Here is an 18384-nt window from a genome sequence, read left to right as displayed (position 1 = left end):
TTTGACTAGAGGAGGGCTGCTTGCCCCCTCTTTGCATTAAGAATCACAGTCGAGTTTATGAACTAAGCGATTACGCGAGGCTTTGAAATAAACGCCTCGCGTAAAAGCTTTGTATGGTTTTTATTCGTTAATGTTTGTGTTTGCATATTGGAGTCTTTGAATATTTAAATATCTGGGCGAGGTTAACAAAAAAGGAGGCGCATTTAGCGCCTCTTTTTTTGTTCCTTTTTTGATGCTTAAGAATCTAAGCCTTAATGATTTTTCCAATATAGGGACCAGTCAAACCATCAAGATTGAGTCGGCTGAGAGAATTGAATTCTTCTTCGCTTGAAACACCTTCGCCAAACACGATGAGATTCATGCGATGCAGGATTCCCGCTGCACCTCGTAAGAATTCTTGATTTGCTGGAACGTTCTCGACATTACGAATAAAGCTAACGTCAAATTTTACGAAATCTAAATTTAAATCGTGCATCACGTTGATTTGTTCGAGATGACGGCCGAAATGTTCGAGTCCAATTTTGCAGCCGCATTTTCTGATTGCTTGATGGAAGTTACGGAAGGTATCGATATTGGCAAACGCGCCAACTTCGGGAATCTCCATCCACAATAAACGACTAGACTCTGGCTTGGCGTTAAGCATGATCTTGAGCTGTTCACGGAAATCATTATCGTTAATTGAGCGCGACGATATGTTCACAGAAACCTGTTCAGTATTTCCGCTACTTTGAATCTCTTGTAGCGCTAATTTTACGGCGATCAAATCAAGCTGACTCGTCAATCCCAACCTTTCAGCAATGGGCAAGAAGCGACCAGCAGGGAACCATTCTCCGCCAAACATCAATCGCAGAGCCGCTTCACGATGAATGATTTGGCGCGCTTGATCGATGACGGGGAAATAATCTAAACGAACCCAGTTTTGATCGATTGCACGTTGAATGAGTTTGCTCCATTCTTCCAAGGATTTTGGTGCATGCTCGATGTTCAATGGAGCTGCTTTAAAGACGCTACTTTGTTTGCTCGCCTCTGCGGAGGCTACTGCGGCATCGACCTGAGACAACAAGATGCTCGGGGAGATCCCATATTCAAAGGTTCCATAGCCGATAAAGACTTGAACCTCGGCGCCAGTGTCTGCAAATTGTTGGATAACTTGTTGAGTGAGTGATTGAGCGATGTCGTCAATGGCTGTTTGACGACTCAACAGCGCGAAATCAGTACCGTTGAGTCGTGCAGCAAATCCATCTGGCAATTCATTTTGAAATACATTGAGGGTTTGTCCTAAGTTGCGGAGGAGGGCATCAGTCTTGATGCGACCAATGACGCGGTTGGCTTCGATTAAGCCACTGAGGCGAATGAGAATGAGGCTACCAGGAGGTGCATTTTCTTCTTCTACCGTGATCTGCAATTGAGCGAGGAAATTACTTCGATTGTAGAGTCCGGAAACTGTATCCGTATTGGCTTGGCGACGAAGTTGTTCAAGGCGTTCGGCTTCTTCCGCGAACATCGCCTTTAATAGACTCGTGGTCGAATTCATCGCGATGCTCAGTTGTTTTAATTCGGGCACCTTCGATTCTTCGATGGTGATGAATCGACGTTCTACCATTGCCTTAGCTTGCTCAATTACATCGCGCAGTGGGCGTTTTAGGCGTCGTATGATGAGAGATCCGAGATAGGACGCGAGTATCCCTGAAAGTGCCAGAGCAAGGATCATCTCTCTTGTAGAGGCCCACAGTGTCTGATAAGCATTGCCGGTCTGAGACACGATAGAGATGGTTCCAACTTGCATCCAACCATTGCTAATTTGCGCCACACCAGGTGGAGATTCGATTGGCAGCAAACTCATGAACCAAGCCGGTACACGACTCTGTTCAGTGCTAGCCACCCGTTCAACGATCAATTTTCCTTTTGGATCGGTAATTCGAATTGATTGATAATGGCCGTTATCAAATAGGGATGCGACGATCAATTCAAGCTCAGTCGCATCGACATTTTTTTGACTGAGTGAAAGGGCGAGCACTGTCGCGTTATCGGTATTTTTCATCTTGAGCTGTTCGTTGAGATAGGCTCGGGAGCTCATAATCGACGCGAACAGGCTGCCCGCGAGCGCAAGCAAGGTGCTTAACGCAATTGCTAGCCAGAGTTGTCGGTACATAGACATGGTAGATTCCTCAGTTGCTAAATTTAAGCGAATTGTTTTATATCTTGGCACTAACTTTTGTTTACTCAAAACCTTCTTTTCGAGCCTTATCAAGCAGCTCTTGCCATCTCGATAGTCGGCCGGTACCGCCGGGCCCTAATTGCGCGTTGACGGCAACACCAGCGAATACCCCTTGACTATTAAAGCTGAACACTGGGCTCAAATCGGTTCGGCGTGACGCTGGCCGAATGTCGGAAATGAGATTGTCAAGAATCAGCGGTTCTCCATCAAGGTTTGGGTAATACGCTAGGACCATATGCGCTTGTTGGACGCTGCTATTGGGACCACCAATTTTTGCTTTTACATATACCAAACGGAGTTGTGAGTCGGGAATATTTAGATTTCTAAGACTGAAATACTTCGCGATTACGTAGTCCTCACAATCGGCTTTACCCTTTGCGAGACTTTCGAGTGGTGTTGCCCAATAATCAGATTGCCCCCAAATCTCGGTGTCTTCGAAATAAACCAATTTCTTATTGAAAAAAGCATTGATGCGCTGGATCTTGGTATCGGTTGCTTGGTCATTGAGTGCCGCGATCAAATTCGCCCATTCATTAAATGTTTGTTCGTTTCCACCAAGCTGCTTGAACGAGACACGTAATCGGTCAAGATTGAGCGCTGAGAGGACAACTAAATGGATGCTGAGTAGGATGATCAACAAAATCCCGCTCGGAAATCTTTTGGCGATGTGCTGATGGCTCAACATGAATGGCTGTTTCCGGTGCAGGGGATGGTCGTGTCTGTGGGTTTGGCAGTGCGACTTTGAGTCGACCCATTCTACAAGAATTTTCCCTATGCAATGTATTCATCATGTTGTTTTTGTTGGTTTGAATCAACTAAAAAAAAGCCCACGTCAAATCGCGTGGGCTTTTACTGAGTCACCTCAAATTACCATTGACGGGCATTAGGGCCAGAAACGGTTTCATTCACGATCTGCCATTTGCCTTTGATGTATTCCCAATAGATCGTTTTTTCTAATTCGTCTTGATACGAACTTGATTTGTAAGTCTGATGGAAAGTCGAAACAGCATGCGTTGCATCTTGCATCGAGAACTTGATATCACTGAGATCGAGCGTGATTTTTTGCGCTCCCATCAATCGCGCCCGACGAGCTGCACGCCAAGATTCACGTGAAGTGTATTTCTCACTGTAGAAGGAGAAGTAACGCTCCGGTTCCATACTAATCCATGCTTCGCGCCAGCCTTTCAATGCGTTCAAAATACTGGTTCTTGCCGCCGCAATTTGACTTGCACTAGGAGCATTGCCTGGTGCGACTGGTGTTGTCGTAACTGGCTCTGGAGCTACAACAGGATTTCCTTTGTCAGGTGCGGCGAGTGAGCCCACCATCTCTAATGCGCGTTGATTGAGGCTGTCTTTGTTGGCGACGTACAAATTGGGGGCTTCTGCTGGACAGGCCGCAGAATAATCGGCTAATTCTGATTTATCGCGATTCTTTTCACCTTTGGTCAGTACATTTTCCAAGCCTAGTGTTGATTGCAGTTGACCGATGCCTGCATGAGTGCGGGCGTAGGACATGTACAGGTCGATTTCGGCATTCGCAAAAGCACGTTTCGCTTGGAAAAGCTCGTTTTCAGTATCAAGCAGGTCGAGCAGGGAGCGCTGACCAATTTCGAATTGCTGACGGTAAGCATCGCGCGCTTTCTCAATCGACAATTGATGTTGGTCTAAAAAGCCGAGCTGGTCGGTTAGTTTGCGGGTGTCGTTGAATGCGATTGACAATGTTTGGCGGATATCGCGACAGGTCTTGTCACGTAAATCCTTCGCTACATTTACCTGGTCGGCAGCTTCTTGCGTCTTTGCTTTGTCGCTACCACCGTTGAAGAGATTCCATGTCATGACGACTTCAGCGGTATTGTTGTTTGTGCGACCGGAAACATAGTCGATGTTGTTGCCACGCTCGGCTCTTGCACGAAGGTCTACACGCGGCTGAAATGCGGAGCGGCGCGCTTGGAGCCCACTATTGACTGCTGCAATATTTTCCATCGATGCGAGCAAGCCAGGATGATTTCCATAGGCGGAATTCAGCGCGTTGACGATATCGCCAGGCAAGTTTGAAGTCAGCATAGTGAGTGACTCCAAGTCTTTACCTGGCATGACACCCACTAAACGTTGAAAACGTGCACTGACGTCATGCAAGTTGGATGTTTCAGTGATCAAGTTTGCCTCGGCGAGAGCGAGACGACCGGAAATCTGCTCGAGATCAACACGGCGACCTACGCCAGCCTTTGCTTTTGCTTGAATTTGTTCAAACACAGCACGATGGCGAACGTAGTTATCTTCGGATAGGCTGACGAGCTTTCTATAACGAATCACGTCTGAGTAGGCTCGAACAACCTCGAGAGTGATATTCTCAGATGTGTCAAACAGCTCATAGAGACGAACCTGCTTGAGGTGATCAAGTTGTTTTACTTGATTGCGAGTTAAGAAGCCATCGAAGAGCATTTGATTGAGACTCAAACTCGTTGACGTACGATTTAACTCATTCTTACCAAGGCGGTTGTCTCTCGTGTCTCGCCCAGCATCGGCATTTAGATTGACACTTGGTAGGTAAGCGCCACTCGCCGCATCACGGCTCGATGCCGTGGATTGGAAAGTATGCCATTTAGCTAAAACCTCAGGATTACTTGAAACGGCCTTTTGGGTAACTTCCTTGAGGGTTTGTACTTGTGCGCCAGCAGCAACCGACAGAGACAGCAGGCTAATCGCCAAGCTTATTTGTTTTAGTTTGATGTGCATGGTTTCTTTTTACTCTTTAGAGGATGGTATAGATGAATTATCGACAATTAAAGCATGTTCTAAAGCTAATCATAAGAATTTTGCAAAAATTCACAGAATTTGTTTTTTTTGAATTGGTAATTCGAACATTCATTTGCGAAATTACAATTGGCAATAGCAAGCTTCATGCCACCCATCACTTCTTACACGATTGAAGCTTATTTGAGTGATTTTTACACGAATTTGACGTGTAAGTGATCGTTTACATGTAAGTGAGTTATGGCAAGTTATTGCAAATTGTGACTACTTTTGATGCTTTTGTGTATCGACCGAATGATTGACGTGTTTTTTTTATTCTTGATTTGCTTGTGACAAGAAAATTCGGCGCCACTACATAAAAGTAGGGCGCCGAATCAGTGAATTAGAAGAGTCCTGGAGCTTGTTAGGCTAATTGGGAGAGTGATATTTCAGCTGCGGTGAGCGTTTGCTGAATGATTTCATCGGTATGGGTGATTGATACGAAGCCAGCCTCGAATGCGGATGGTGCTAAGTACACACCGGCGTCGAGCATGAAATGGAAGAATTTGTTAAAAGAAGCATTGTTTGCTTGCATCATTTCGGCGTAGCTAGTGGGGATTGTTTTGGTGAAGTAAATGCCAAACATGCCACCGATGGAATCGGCACACATCTCAACTCCCAGTTTGCTTGCAATTGCGTTAAATCCAGCAGTTAATTTGCTTGTCTGACTTGTAAGGGTTTCGTAAAAATCAGCTTGTTGAATTAACTTTAATGTTGTTAATCCAGCGGCAACGGCGACTGGGTTGCCTGAAAGTGTGCCGGCTTGATAGACGCCACCTAAAGGGGCAAGGTGTTTCATGATTTCAGCGCGTCCACCAAAAGCAGCTACGGGTAAGCCCCCGCCGATCACTTTCCCAAGTGCTGTAAGATCTGGCGTAATTTCATATACGCTTTGCGCGCCACCGAGAGCAACACGGAAGCCACACATCACTTCATCAAAAATCAAAATACTTCCATGCTGATCGCATAGGTCACGCATCGTTTTAAGGAAGTCTGAGCTTGCTTTGATCAGATTCATGTTGCCAGCTACTGGTTCAACGATGACGCAGGCAATCTCGTCACTGTACTTTGCAAAGGCGTCTTGGAGCTGTTCGCAATTGTTATAGTCAAGGACTAGCGTATGCTTGGTGAAATCCTCTGGAACGCCTGCCGAAGTTGGATTGCCAAAAGTGAGTAGGCCGCTGCCAGCTTTGACCAGTAAGGCATCCGCGTGCCCATGATAGCAACCTTCGAACTTAATGATCTTGTCGCGCTTTGTAGCGCCGCGGGCAAGGCGCAACGCGCTCATCGTGGCCTCGGTACCACTCGAAACCAATCGCACTTGTTCGATCGATGGAACTAGTTTGCAGATTTCTTCGGCCATGAGAATCTCTCCCTCGGTTGGTGCGCCGAAGCTGAGGCCGTTTGCTGCGGCTTTTTGCACTGCGTCGATTACCTGTGGGTGAGCATGCCCTAGGATGGCTGGTCCCCACGATCCTATGTAGTCAATGTACTGTTTGCCATCGGCATCCCAAAAGTGAGGACCTTGAGCCCGTTCGATAAAGCGAGGTGTTCCGCCGACTGATTTAAAGGCGCGGACGGGTGAATTGACGCCTCCGGGTGTGGTTTTTTGGGCGCGTTGAAACAATAATTCGTTGTTTGACATGGTAATTTGATCCAAGGAAGTTTTCTATTTACTAGTGTGTATTTTTAGAGGTTGGCCTCGGTAGTGAGGTGAGTTGGATAATTTGGTCGAATTCGTGAAAGTTACGTGTAAAAGACGATTTTTGAAAGCTAGTTCTTGGTCTCTCAAGACGATCGTGTTGAATGTCTCGGTCAATTTGTGGCTAACTGAGGCGATGGTATGTAAGACTGCTGCTTTAATCTATAGATCAAAATTCGAACTTTGTTTATCCTAGCAAAATTCGTTCAGATTGATCGACATGCGCTTGTACAAGGCAAGATTATAAGCGTTTATAAACGCGCAAATTTTATCTGAATGGTTTTTTAAAGTCGTTAACGAAAAGGAATGGTAATTGTGGAATTCAAATCGATGATGTGTTTGATTTGTGGTTGGATTTACGATGAGGAAAAAGGTATGCCAGAAGATGGTATCCCTCCAGGGACGAAGTGGGAGGATGTGCCACTTAACTGGTCTTGTCCAGAATGTGGTGCAAGAAAAGAAGATTTTGATATGGTTCCCTTGTAAATTTTGGTTATTAAAATAAAAACGTTTTTATTTTGAGATCGAGCTTCGAGATTCGGCGCAAAACCTCAATGATCTCAATAACATTCCGAAATGTTGTTTCGTAGTGAAGAATCACTTAAAAAATTGGTGCAAGCTTGATAAATTTTGTTACAGTGCAGTGTGGTAACTATTCTTTTTACTCCGAGATAGATTCATGTCAACGACAACAGGTAATGAAAATTTGAGAATAATGGTGATCGACGATAGCAGCACGATTCGAAGATCAGCAGAAATTTTTCTTGGGCAGGTTGGCTATAAGGTCGTATTAGCGGAGGACGGCTTCGATGCTTTGGCCAAAATCAATGATACGCATCCGCACTTGATCTTTTGCGATATCTTAATGCCACGACTTGATGGCTATCAGACCTGTGCATTGATTAAAAAGAGCGCGAAATTTCGAGATACGCCAGTGATCATGCTTTCGTCGAAAGATGGATTGTTCGATCGTGCCCGTGGTGCTATGGTCGGATCAGAGGAATATCTCACAAAACCCTTTACAAAAGATAGCCTATTGAAAACGGTCAGAAAGTACACTTCGACCGTAGTAGCTAATTAACGTAGTTTTATTTTTTGAGGTAGAAAATGGCAATACAAAAGATTCTCATCGTTGATGATTCCCCGACTGAACGTTACTTCTTGACTGATATTTTGGTGAAGAATGGCTTTTCTGTGTCGACGGCAGAGAATGGTGAAGATGCTTTGCTCAAGATCAAAGCGGATAAGCCTCAATTAATTTTGATGGATGTGGTAATGCCGGGTCAAAATGGTTTCCAAATCACGCGTGCGATTTCACGCGATCCAGAAACTCAAGATGTCCCAGTCATTATTTGCACCAGCAAAAACCAAGAAACTGACCGTATCTGGGGCTTGCGCCAAGGTGCGCGCGATTACTTGGTGAAGCCAATTGATCCGCAAGAGTTGTTGGCAAAAATCGCTGCCCTTGGTTAAATGGTCTAGTTTATGACAGATAAACTTCGAGACGAAAACACGAGCGAAGTCGCTGCGCCCAAGGTGAATGCCTTAGGGCGCCGTGCTCGTTTGCGTGACTTCCAAGCACAGTTGATGGAGCGCATGCAGGCTGCTAAAGCCGGTTCGCTAACCCGAGCTAATCAATTAGGCGTTTTGATCGGCAAAGGGCGTTATTTGATCGATCTTAAAGAGGCCGGTGAGATTGTTGCCGCGGGAAATATGACGAAAGTCCCTTTGACCAAAGATTGGTATCTCGGTGTGTCAAATGTCCGGGGTAGCTTAACGAGTGTCATCGATTTTTCTCGCTTTGGCGGCGGCGAGCCCACAGCAGTTGAATCTTCCTGTCGTGTCCTTGCTTTTTCCAATGCGCTTTCTTTCAATAGTGGTTTGTTGGTGACGAAGGTGCTCGGGTTACGTAATGTCGATGACATGCAGTTGATTGAGGCTGATGATGCAGCTTCGGGGAAACCTTGGTTGCTCAACCGGTTTGTTGATGCGGATGGTAATGATTGGTGGCAGCTCAGTCTTGCGCTACTAGTGCAAGATCAAGACTTTCTGCATATTGGTTTGTAAGAAATTGAATTGTAATAAGTAGTTTGGCAAGAAAAACAAAATAGAAAAAGCGTAGCTTTTCAATCGTTTAGGAGAGTTAGTAATGGCATTGAATAATCAAACACAGTCGACAGAGGATCAAGAAGTTCAGGATCTGGACTTTGCGAACAAACCTTCGGAAGTTGCGATGGAGCCTGTTGCGGATGCCGCTATCCCATCTGAATTGGCCATCGAAGAAGCGCAAAATGTGCGTATGGTCTCCGAACAAGAGGCGAGTTCACTCAGTGACCTCGAGAAGCCGAGTGAGGAAATTCCTTTAGAAGACAGCACGATCAATCGTGTGGATGCGACCTTAATCGGTGATGCGATTGAAAAAGGACGCGATATTCGTTTGCCGTTGATCGGACATCTGTCCCTGCAACGTCAGATTCGTTATTTACTGATCGCGATGGGTACCACCTTGTTACTGAGCGCGGTGTTCGTTTGGTTGAACGCGAAACAGTCTGAATTGATTTCCACTCAAGCGCAGATTTCGGGTGAGATTCTGATGCACTCACAACGTATTGGTAAAGCAGCGCCGAATGCTATTTACGGTAAGCCGATCGCGTTCGCACAGTTGTCAGATAGTCAGAAAGTGATTAATTCAAACTTGGACGTTCTGATCAATGGTGGTCAGTACAACGGTCGTTCCGTATCCAAAGCAAGTTCTTCCTTGTTGCCCGTTTTGGAAAAAACAAAAAAAGCATGGGATAACTCAAATAAAGCTGCGACCACGATTCTGAAAACACAAAAGGAGTTGAATGCTTTCCGTGAAGACTTGGAGAGTATGAACGTACTGTCTACACCTTTGGCTTCTTTGTCAGACGAAATTCAATCCCAAAAGGTTCAGGGTGGTGCTTCACCGCAAGCGATTTTCGCGGCGGGACAGCTGGTGATGTTGACGCAGCGCTTGGCTCGAAGCGCGGCGGAATTTATGGCAACCGACACAATTAATGCAGATAAGGCGTTCTTGCTCGGTAAAGATGCGAATACCTACTACGATTTGGTCGAAGGTTTCTTGAACGGTAGTGAGGTTCTCAAATTACAAGCAACTAAAGAACCAGCAACGCGCGCGAAAATCACCGAACTGCAAAAAGTATTTACGGACTATAAGAAGAACGTTGATAACATTCTTGTCAAACTCGACTCGTTCACTGGCGCGAAAGGCGCGGAACAAATTATCTTTAATGAAAACGAAGATCTGAAGCAAAAAATTTCCGCTCTGGAAAAAACCTATGTACAACAGCAAGACTCGTTCAATATTTCTTTCTGGTTGTTGATGTTGTCCGCAGCCTTAGCGCTGGTTTCTGCAGCTGGTATTGCGGTCGTTCTCTTGCAAGACAGTCGTAACCGTACTAAAGAAGCGAACCAACGTCGTATCGAGGCCGACATGCAAATGCAATTGGCGCAGAAACAAGAAGAGCAAGCGAACGCTATTAACGAACAGAACCAAGCTGCGATTTTGCGTTTGATGAACGAATTGCAGGAAGTTGCGGACGGTGACTTGACTGTGCAAGCGACGGTTTCTGAAGATATTACTGGTGCGATCGCCGACTCCGTTAATTACACGGTGGAAGAGTTGCGTGGTCTGGTAGGTCGTGTTACGACGACTGCGGTTCAGGTTACGAATGCGTCAGCACAAGCGCAAAGTATTTCTGATGAATTGTTGGAAGCGTCTCATCAACAAGCACGTGAGATCGTTGATGCGGGTAAAGCGATTACCACGATGGCAAACGACATTACAGAAGTTTCTCGCTCTGCGAATGAATCTGCAGAGGTTGCGCGTCAGTCGGTTGCTGCTGCGGAACAAGGAGCCTTGGCGGTAGAGAACACGATCAAGGGCATGAACGAGATTCGTGAACAGATCCAAGAAACTTCTAAGCGTATTAAACGTCTCGGTGAATCTTCACAAGAGATTGGTGAGATCACAGAATTGATTTCTGACATTACCGAACAGACCAACGTTTTGGCGTTGAATGCAGCGATTCAAGCGGCATCTGCGGGTGAAGCGGGGCGAGGCTTCTCAGTTGTTGCGGAAGAGGTTCAGCGTCTTGCGGAACGTTCAGCTGAAGCGACGAAGCAGATTGGTGCTTTGGTTCGTACGATTCAAACGGATACGCACGATGCGGTTGCCGCGATGGAAAAATCAACACAGGGGGTTGTGGAAGGAGCCAAACTCTCCGACGCTGCGGGTACTGCGTTGTCTGAAATTCGTAGCGTTTCAAACCGTCTTGCGGAACTGATTCAAGGTATTTCCCTCTCGACCGAACAGCAAGCGACATCTGCGAACGGCGTTGCTCAAAATATCGAACACATTTTGACGATTACCGAAAAAACTCAGAACGGTACGCAACAAACTTCTATGTCCATTAAAGACTTGGCGAAATTAGCGGAAGAATTGAAAAACTCCGTATCTCGTTTCCGGGTTACTGCCTGATGATACATGCCTGATCGCACTGCGGTGCGATCAGAACAAAATAGCGAGGCGAGACACTAGATCTTGCTAGAAGAGTATGTGGGGATAAAGAATGACATCAGGTTCTTCTACGTCGTCAGAATACGGCCAAGAGCAATTCGACATTGCTCCTTTGTCGTGGGTGATGACCGAATTAAAAGAAGCACTAACGAGTGCTGGTAAGTTGCTCAATGAGGCATTGGTTCAAGAAGCCGATGCGCAGGCAACGTCGTTATTGCAAGCAAAAACATATTTGCACCAAGCTCACGGTGCGTTACAAATCGTTGAAGTCGAAGGTGTGGCGATCGTCACCGAAACGGTCGAAGAGTTGATCGAGCGCGTTCAAAATTCCAAACTCGAATTAAGCGCAGCTGTCGTGGCGAAAATGACAGAAGCATTTTATGCTGTCATGCGATATTTGGAGGATTTGTTATCGGGTAATCCGCAACAGCCTGTGCGTTTGTTCCCAGAGTACCGTGCTTTGCTGGAATTAAAAGGTGCAGAACGTATTCATCCGGCGGATTTATTTTTTCCAGCGCTTTCTGTTCAAGAAAAAATTCCTGAGCTAGCCTTGGCGGCCGCCCCGCAGGAAATTAATTACAGCGCGATTCGCTTACGTTTCGAAAAGCTTTTGTTGACTGTATTGACTAGCAAGAATGCTGACGCCCAGCAAGATGCAGCAATGCAGATGGGCGCCTTAATTCGTGAAATTGAACAAGCACAGACAACATCACAAACCAAAGCATTTTGGTTGGTGATGAGAGCGTTCGCCGAATCAAGCGGACAATTCGATAAGCGTGATGAACGTCATGTAAAACAAATTTGGGGGCGAATTAACCTACAAATTCGTCGTCTGGTCGAAGGGAATACAAGTGTCCCTGAGCGTTTGTTGCGTGATGCATTGTTCTTTATCGCACAAGTTAAAGAGCCGAGTGCTTTCGTCGCTCAAATTCGCAAGGCATACCAGCTCGACAATCACGTGCCATATGATTACGATCAAAAACGTTATGGTTTAATTTCGCCGCAGACACTTGCTTCCGCAAAAGAGCAATTGTCGAGTGTAAAAAATCTTTGGGGACGCATTTCCAATGGCGACGCCTCAGTCGTCGATAAGTTCAAACAGAAAGTTAAGGATCTGGTCGGGACTGCAGAAAATCTTCACACGCCACCGTTGTCGAAGTTATTGCGTGAGTTGAACGGGATCGCAGGACATGCAGTGAAGGCAAAAGACCAAGAGCGCATGGGCTTGGAACTTGCGACGTGCTTACTTTTCGTCGAGAACTCGCTGGAGCAAATTACTCATCTGCCTGCCAATTTCTCAGCACGTGCGGATGAAATCTGTGCACGATTGTTATCTGTTGTGAGTGGTGAGGTGCCAGAGGCGCAAGCATCTTGGATCGGTGAAATTTCGCGCGAGGCTCAACAACGTCAAACCATGGCGGCGTTGGTTGGTGAAATGCAACTGAGCCTCAAGCAAGCAGAAAAGGCACTCGACGAACATTTTCGCGATCCTTCAAATACAACAATTCTCGGCCCTGTCGATGGTGTGCTCGCTCAAATTGGTGGAGCACTAGCGATCTTGGACCAAGATGTCGCGCTCGAGGCGGTTAATTTTACGCGTGGTCTGGTCAAGGACTTTAGTGCAGGAACGGATGGTAAATCGCAAGAGGAACTTAACTCTTCGTTTAACAAGGTTGCACAAAACGTTGGTGCTTTGTCGTTCTTTATCGAAACATTGCAAAGCCAGCCTGAATTGGCCAAGAAACGTTTCAACTTTGATGCCGCAACTGGCATTTTTGAAACAAAGATGCTCGAGAAGGCGCCTGAAAAAGAGCTGTTGCCCAGCGTTGAATTAGAACGTAGTGAAGCCGTGGTGCATACCGCTGAGCATGATCTCATCGCGCAGCAGAAGGAATCAGAACGTTTGCTGGCCTCTTTGGTGGAAGCGCCCCAAGATTCCAATTTACAAGCCCAGTTGAAAGACTCATTAGACAGTGAACGTTCTTTTGCGGCTTTGCTCGATGATAGCGAGGCGAGTGCACGCGCTAAATCAGCAATCGAACTTTTGAATACTGCCGACATTACACAAGCGACTGATGCACTCGGTGAAATTGTGAGTGCAAGTTCGCATGTTGAAGCAGTCGTGGAGATCCAAGCACCTCAAGAAATTCCAGAGTCCGAAGCAGAGATCGATGCAGAATTGCTTGAAATCTTTTTGATGGAAGCAGACGAGGTTTTGGGCGCTGTTCGTGAAAATATTCCATTGTCGCGTCATGAACCTTCCAATCAAGAGTATTTGATTCGCCTTCGTCGTTCCTTCCACACCCTCAAAGGTAGTGGTCGTATGGTTGGTTTGACGGTGTTCGGTGAAGGCGCTTGGAATATCGAACAAGTCATGAATCTGTGGTTGGCCGAATCTCGCTCTGGCACGGAAGCCTTGTATCAGTTGCTTGAATACGCGGCTGAGGAAATGAATGCGTGGGTCGAGGAACTGAAAACGCGTGGAAATTCATCACGCAACTCCGATCTCATCATTGCGGCGGCAATTCGTGTGAAAGAGGGTGGTGGTTTCAGTATTGATAGCCCAGCAGTCAAGGTTGTTGACACTCCGGTTCAGCTTTCGGCAATAACCGATGAGGTAGAGCAAGTAGCAGCCGATGCGGGTGTTGGACTTCCTCAAGAAGTACTTGATGAGCCAGCGCTGACATTAGAAATTGCGCCCGAAACCTTCAGTGAGTCAGTTCTTGAATTGCCAGAATTGGATCAATCTGATTCGATCCAAACTGACGATGAGTCCAGCGCAAATGCTGGCGAGTTGCCTGCTCTTGAATTGCTCGACGAGTCTCTTGAACTCAAACCGGCAGATCTTGAGATGGAAGCCGGCATGCCAGCCGAAATGGTAGAAGTACCGGTTCTGGAGCAGAATTTTGATATCAGCCTGAATGATGGCGAGGAAATTCTGGCTCATGCGGTTAGTGACGATGACGCAGAATTACCGATGTTGGCTGAGGTGATAGGTGAAATCGCCGGGGCAGGTGCGGTCGAAGAGACTGCAGTCCATGTCTTAGAGCCTGTACATGAAACTGTTGAAGAATTGGCTGCTACTTTAGAGCAGATGGTAGCGGAACCAGTTGCAACAGAAGAAGAAGCTGCGGCACAAGAAGGTGGTGTGAGTTCAGTGGTCGATCAAGCAGTCGATCAAGAAGTTGATCAAGCTATCGCGTCAGTCGATGCAGCATTTGCAGCAGATACCACTGCAAATGAGGGGACTGAATCGCTCACTCCATTGCATGATGAAACGACGATTGCAATGGAGGCTGGAGAAGCGCTTGATCTGCTCGAACCAATTGAGATCGCTCCAGTGCTAAGTGATGCGAACTTGAGTGATGAGGAAGCAGTTGAGGAAGCTGTTGCAGCAATGGCAGAAGCAGAGCCAATTAACGTTGCGCCAGTTCAAACAGCGAAAATCATTGAGTTCCCTGACTTCTCAATGCCAGTCGCACCGGAGTCTGATAACACAAAACGTATTGGCGACATTGAAATTAGTTTGCCATTACATACGATCTACATGGCGGAAACTGATGAGATCGTTCGTTTCTTAGCTCAGGATTTTGCAGAATGGCGTCACGAAGCAAGTCGTCCAGTATCTCGCCATGCTGTACATGCATCACATTCCTTGGCGGGCAGTTCTGCTACAGTTGGTTTGTATGCGGCTCAGGAATTAGCACATAACCTGGAAAACGTATTGCAGCGCCTCGAACGTCATCCGGTGCAATTGGAACCTGCGGAGTTCGATCTGCTTGATCACGTGGTTGATTGCGTGAAACTCATGTTGCAGAAGTTCGCTTTGTCAGAAATGGCCGAGCGTGTACCGCATGAAAATCATAGCTTAGTGCAATTACTCGAGGCCGTCATCGCGCGATCTGATGTCGGTAATGACGAAGAGTTTATTACCTCTACCAATGAACGTATTGACGATATCCTCGAAGCAGATGAGTCTGCATTAAATGATGCGGAAGACATGGTCGAGGAATCGACTGCAATGCTTGATGTTGCCGAAGGCAATGTCGAACATTCAGGCGATGTCAGCGTGGTTGAAGAGTCCGACACGGTAACACAGGCAGCCGAGCTTGCTGCAGCGGAAATTTTGGCAGCATCGAATGCTCTGAGTCCTGAGCTCGAAGCAGCCATACTTGAAGCAACACCAATCGAAGAAATAACAGTAGCCGAAGAGGACTCTTTGGTAAGCGCAGTTGCGCCTGCGATCGATGCTTTGACTGCAGATGATGTGCTGCCGGTAGCAGATGCGGTTGCAATATCCCAAGAAGATGTCATTGAAGCCGAGCCAATTTTTGCAATGCCAGCTCCTGTAGCAGCGGCGGTTCCAGAACTTGATCTCAGTGCCGAAGCGCCAGATCGTTTAACGACTGGTATGGAGTTGAAAGTCAGTGATGAGATCGATCACGATTTATTGCCGGTATTCTTGGAAGAAGGTAACGACTTGTTGCCGATGATCGGTCAATTGTTACGTTCGTGGCAGCAAACCCCTGAAGACGATGCTATCCCGCAATCGATCTTGCGCTTGATGCATACGGTCAAGGGTAGTGCTCGTATGGCTGGTGCGATGCAGTTGGGTCAACATACGCATGATATGGAGACTCGCATCGAAAACTTGATGCATACAGGTAGTGCGATTCGCCAGCCTTTGTTGGAAGATCTGGTGGGACGTCATGACTATTCGATGTACCTTTTCGAGCGTCTGCAGAATCCAGACTTACAAGTGGTCGCGGCGCCAACCGAGCCACAAGAATTGACGGTTGAACAAGAGATTAATCAGTTCCAAGAAGAAGCGCATGCTGCAGCGATGGCCGAAGCCGAAGCTCGTCTCAAAGCTGCTGAAGCGGAATTGGCGAAATTAGCGGCGACGGATGAAGTCATGGCTCCGCCAGTCGTAGAAGTAGAGGCGGCTCCGCAAACAGAAGCTGCAATTCAAGCTCCAACACAGTCGACGATCCCAGCGGCACAGGAAGAGAAGAAATTAGTCGAAGTGAAGTCGCTCGTGCCAAGCTTCACACCATCGACAGCGGCTCGTCAAGTTGCACCACAAGTGGCGACAGTCAATCCAGCTGCAGTACCGCTGGTGCGTGTCCGTGCTGATATTCTCGATCGTTTGGTCAACCAGGCCGGTGAAGTTTCGATCTCGCGTTCGAAGTTGGAAAATGAAGTTGATACTCTCAAAGCATCGTTGTCCGAGCTGACCGAAAACGTCAGCCGTTTGCGCGATCAGTTGCGCGAAGTTGAGATTCAAGCGGAAACCCAGATTTCCTCACGTATGGCTTTCTCCGGCGATCGTGAATTTGACCCGCTCGAGTTCGACCGCTTTACACGCTTGCAAGAGTTGACACGTATGATGGCCGAAAGTGTTAATGACGTCGCTTCGGTGCAATCGTCATTGAACCGTACTATCGAGGGTGCAACCACCGACTTGAATGCGCAAGCACGTTTGACACGTGAACTGCAACAAGATTTGATGCGTGTTCGTATGGTTCAGTTCTCCAGCGTCTCCGAGCGTTTGTATCGTATCGCTCGCCAGACTGCGAAAGAAATGGACAAACGTGTTAACTTGGATATTCGTGGTACTTCCGTTGAGATCGACCGCTCTGTTTTGGAAAAAATGGTCGGCCCATTCGAACACATGCTGCGTAATGCGATTGTGCATGGTATCGAAGGCCGCCAAGATCGCGTCAATCGCGGTAAGAGCGAAGTCGGTGAGTTGCTGATCGAGATCCGTCAAGAAGGTAATGAGGTTGTGATTCACTTTACCGACGATGGTCAAGGTTTGAACATCAACCGGATTCGTGAAAAAGCGAAGACAGTGGGTTTGTTGACTGATGAATCGCAAGTCAGCGAATCAGAAGTCGTGAATTTGATTTTTGAACCTGGCTTCTCCACCGCGGCTGAAGTCACAGAATTGGCTGGTCGCGGCGTGGGTATGGACGTGGTTCGTTCAGAAGCAGCGTCCTTGGGCGGTCGTGTCTCAGTGAGTTCAGTCGAAGGTAAGGGCGCCCACTTCACAATTCACTTACCGTTGACTTTGGCGGTGACACAGGTCGTGATTTTGAATGCCGGCGGTAAGACATTTGCAGTGCCTTCCGTTTTGGTTGAGCAAGTTCAGCAGTTGAAGTCTGCTGCATTGGCAACAGCCTATAACGATGGCGCGATTATGTGGCAAGGTGCGCGAGTACCATTGCATTATTTGCCAAGTATGTTGGGTGAACGTGATGCAACGCCTGATACTCAGCAATACACACCGATCTTGATTATGAAGAGCGATCAAGAACGCGTCGCGATTCACGTCGACCAAATTATTGGTAATCGCGAGGTCGTTGTTAAGAACGTTGGTCCGCAGTTGGCGCGTATGATCGGTATTGCGGGCGCGACGGTTCTCGGTTCTGGCGATATCGTTTTGATCTTGAACCCTGTGCCTTTGGCGCAGAAAATGGAACAAGAACGCGCCAAATTGCCTGAAGTCAGTGTTGATGCGAATAACAATTCTGGCTCGACCGAAATGGGTGCTGTTGCAGAATTGTTGCCTAGTTTTGCCACACCAAGCTCAGTCGAACCTGTTCAAGGCTTGCGTACACATCACATCGTGATGGTGGTTGACGATTCCTTGACGGTGCGGCGTGTTACGCAACGTTTGCTGGTCCGCGAGGGCTATCAGGTGGTGTTGGCGAAAGACGGTATCGATGCCTTGGAACAATTGCAGTCGATTACCCCAGACGTGATGTTGGTGGATATTGAAATGCCGCGTATGGATGGTTTCGATTTGACCCGTAACGTTCGTAGCGATTCACGTACGACCCATATTCCTATCATCATGATTACCTCACGTACGGCGGATAAACACCGCAACTACGCGATGGAATTAGGTGTGAATGAATATTTCGGTAAGCCATACCGAGAAGATGATTTGTTAGCGGCAATCAGTGGCTTCATCAACAAAGAAGCAACTGTGGAAAGCTGATAGGAAAGTCTGCTACTTCCCTTCGAAACGAAAAGCCCTGCGATGAAAGTTGCGGGGCTTTTTGCTTGTTGGCGATGTTTCGCTCATCTACACACATGACCAGA

The 18384-nt window shown here is 47.1% G+C and carries 10 protein-coding genes; 6 read left to right on the top strand and 4 right to left on the bottom strand.

What is annotated here, in order from left to right; genetic code table 11:
• Positions 1-244: 244 nt before the first annotated feature.
• The 4 genes from RF679_RS12435 to hemL all read right to left on the bottom strand — a co-directional run bounded on the left by RF679_RS12435 (position 245) and on the right by hemL (position 6656).
• Positions 245-2158 (bottom strand): bifunctional diguanylate cyclase/phosphodiesterase, encoded by a 1914-nt coding sequence (locus tag RF679_RS12435; protein WP_309480951.1) that lies wholly within the window; start codon positions 2156-2158, stop codon positions 245-247.
• A 61-nt stretch (positions 2159-2219) separates the two neighbouring features.
• Entirely contained in the window at positions 2220-2903 is a 684-nt protein-coding gene (locus RF679_RS12430; RefSeq protein ID WP_309480950.1) for a transglutaminase-like cysteine peptidase, read from the bottom strand.
• A 182-nt stretch (positions 2904-3085) separates the two neighbouring features.
• A complete protein-coding gene (locus tag RF679_RS12425) occupies positions 3086-4954 on the bottom strand; it encodes a TolC family outer membrane protein (RefSeq protein WP_309480949.1) in 1869 nt (622 codons plus the stop codon).
• A 421-nt stretch (positions 4955-5375) separates the two neighbouring features.
• Complete coding sequence (gene hemL / locus RF679_RS12420; protein ID WP_309480948.1) at positions 5376-6656, bottom strand: glutamate-1-semialdehyde 2,1-aminomutase; 1281 nt, start codon at positions 6654-6656, stop codon at positions 5376-5378.
• Positions 6657-7028: 372 nt separating this feature from the next.
• On the opposite strand from hemL, the gene RF679_RS12415 reads away from it, so the two are divergent.
• The 6 genes from RF679_RS12415 (at position 7029) to RF679_RS12390 (ending at position 18280) form a co-directional block, all read left to right on the top strand.
• Positions 7029-7199: a rubredoxin gene (locus RF679_RS12415; protein WP_309480947.1), complete on the top strand. Its 171-nt coding sequence runs from the start codon at positions 7029-7031 to the stop codon at positions 7197-7199.
• Between the two features lie 193 nt (positions 7200-7392).
• Complete coding sequence (locus RF679_RS12410) at positions 7393-7794, top strand: response regulator (RefSeq protein ID WP_309480946.1); 402 nt, start codon at positions 7393-7395, stop codon at positions 7792-7794.
• Positions 7795-7820: 26 nt separating this feature from the next.
• Positions 7821-8186, top strand: a complete 366-nt coding sequence (locus RF679_RS12405; RefSeq protein ID WP_186924570.1) for a response regulator transcription factor — start codon at positions 7821-7823, stop codon at positions 8184-8186.
• Positions 8187-8198: 12 nt separating this feature from the next.
• Complete coding sequence (locus tag RF679_RS12400) at positions 8199-8780, top strand: chemotaxis protein CheW (protein ID WP_309480945.1); 582 nt, start codon at positions 8199-8201, stop codon at positions 8778-8780.
• Between the two features lie 82 nt (positions 8781-8862).
• Positions 8863-11235 carry a methyl-accepting chemotaxis protein gene (locus RF679_RS12395; RefSeq protein WP_373921678.1) on the top strand — a complete coding sequence of 791 codons (2373 nt, stop codon included), beginning with the start codon at positions 8863-8865 and terminating at the stop codon, positions 11233-11235.
• A 91-nt stretch (positions 11236-11326) separates the two neighbouring features.
• Positions 11327-18280, top strand: coding sequence for a hybrid sensor histidine kinase/response regulator (locus tag RF679_RS12390; RefSeq protein ID WP_309480944.1), 6954 nt, complete (start codon positions 11327-11329; stop codon positions 18278-18280).
• The last annotated feature ends 104 nt before the right edge of the window (positions 18281-18384 follow it).

It is taken from the genome of Undibacterium cyanobacteriorum (genome assembly GCF_031326225.1).
Lineage (GTDB): Bacteria > Pseudomonadota > Gammaproteobacteria > Burkholderiales > Burkholderiaceae_D > Undibacterium > Undibacterium cyanobacteriorum.
Note: the sequence above shows the minus strand (reverse complement) of the source record. Positions and strands in the feature narration are given on the sequence as shown.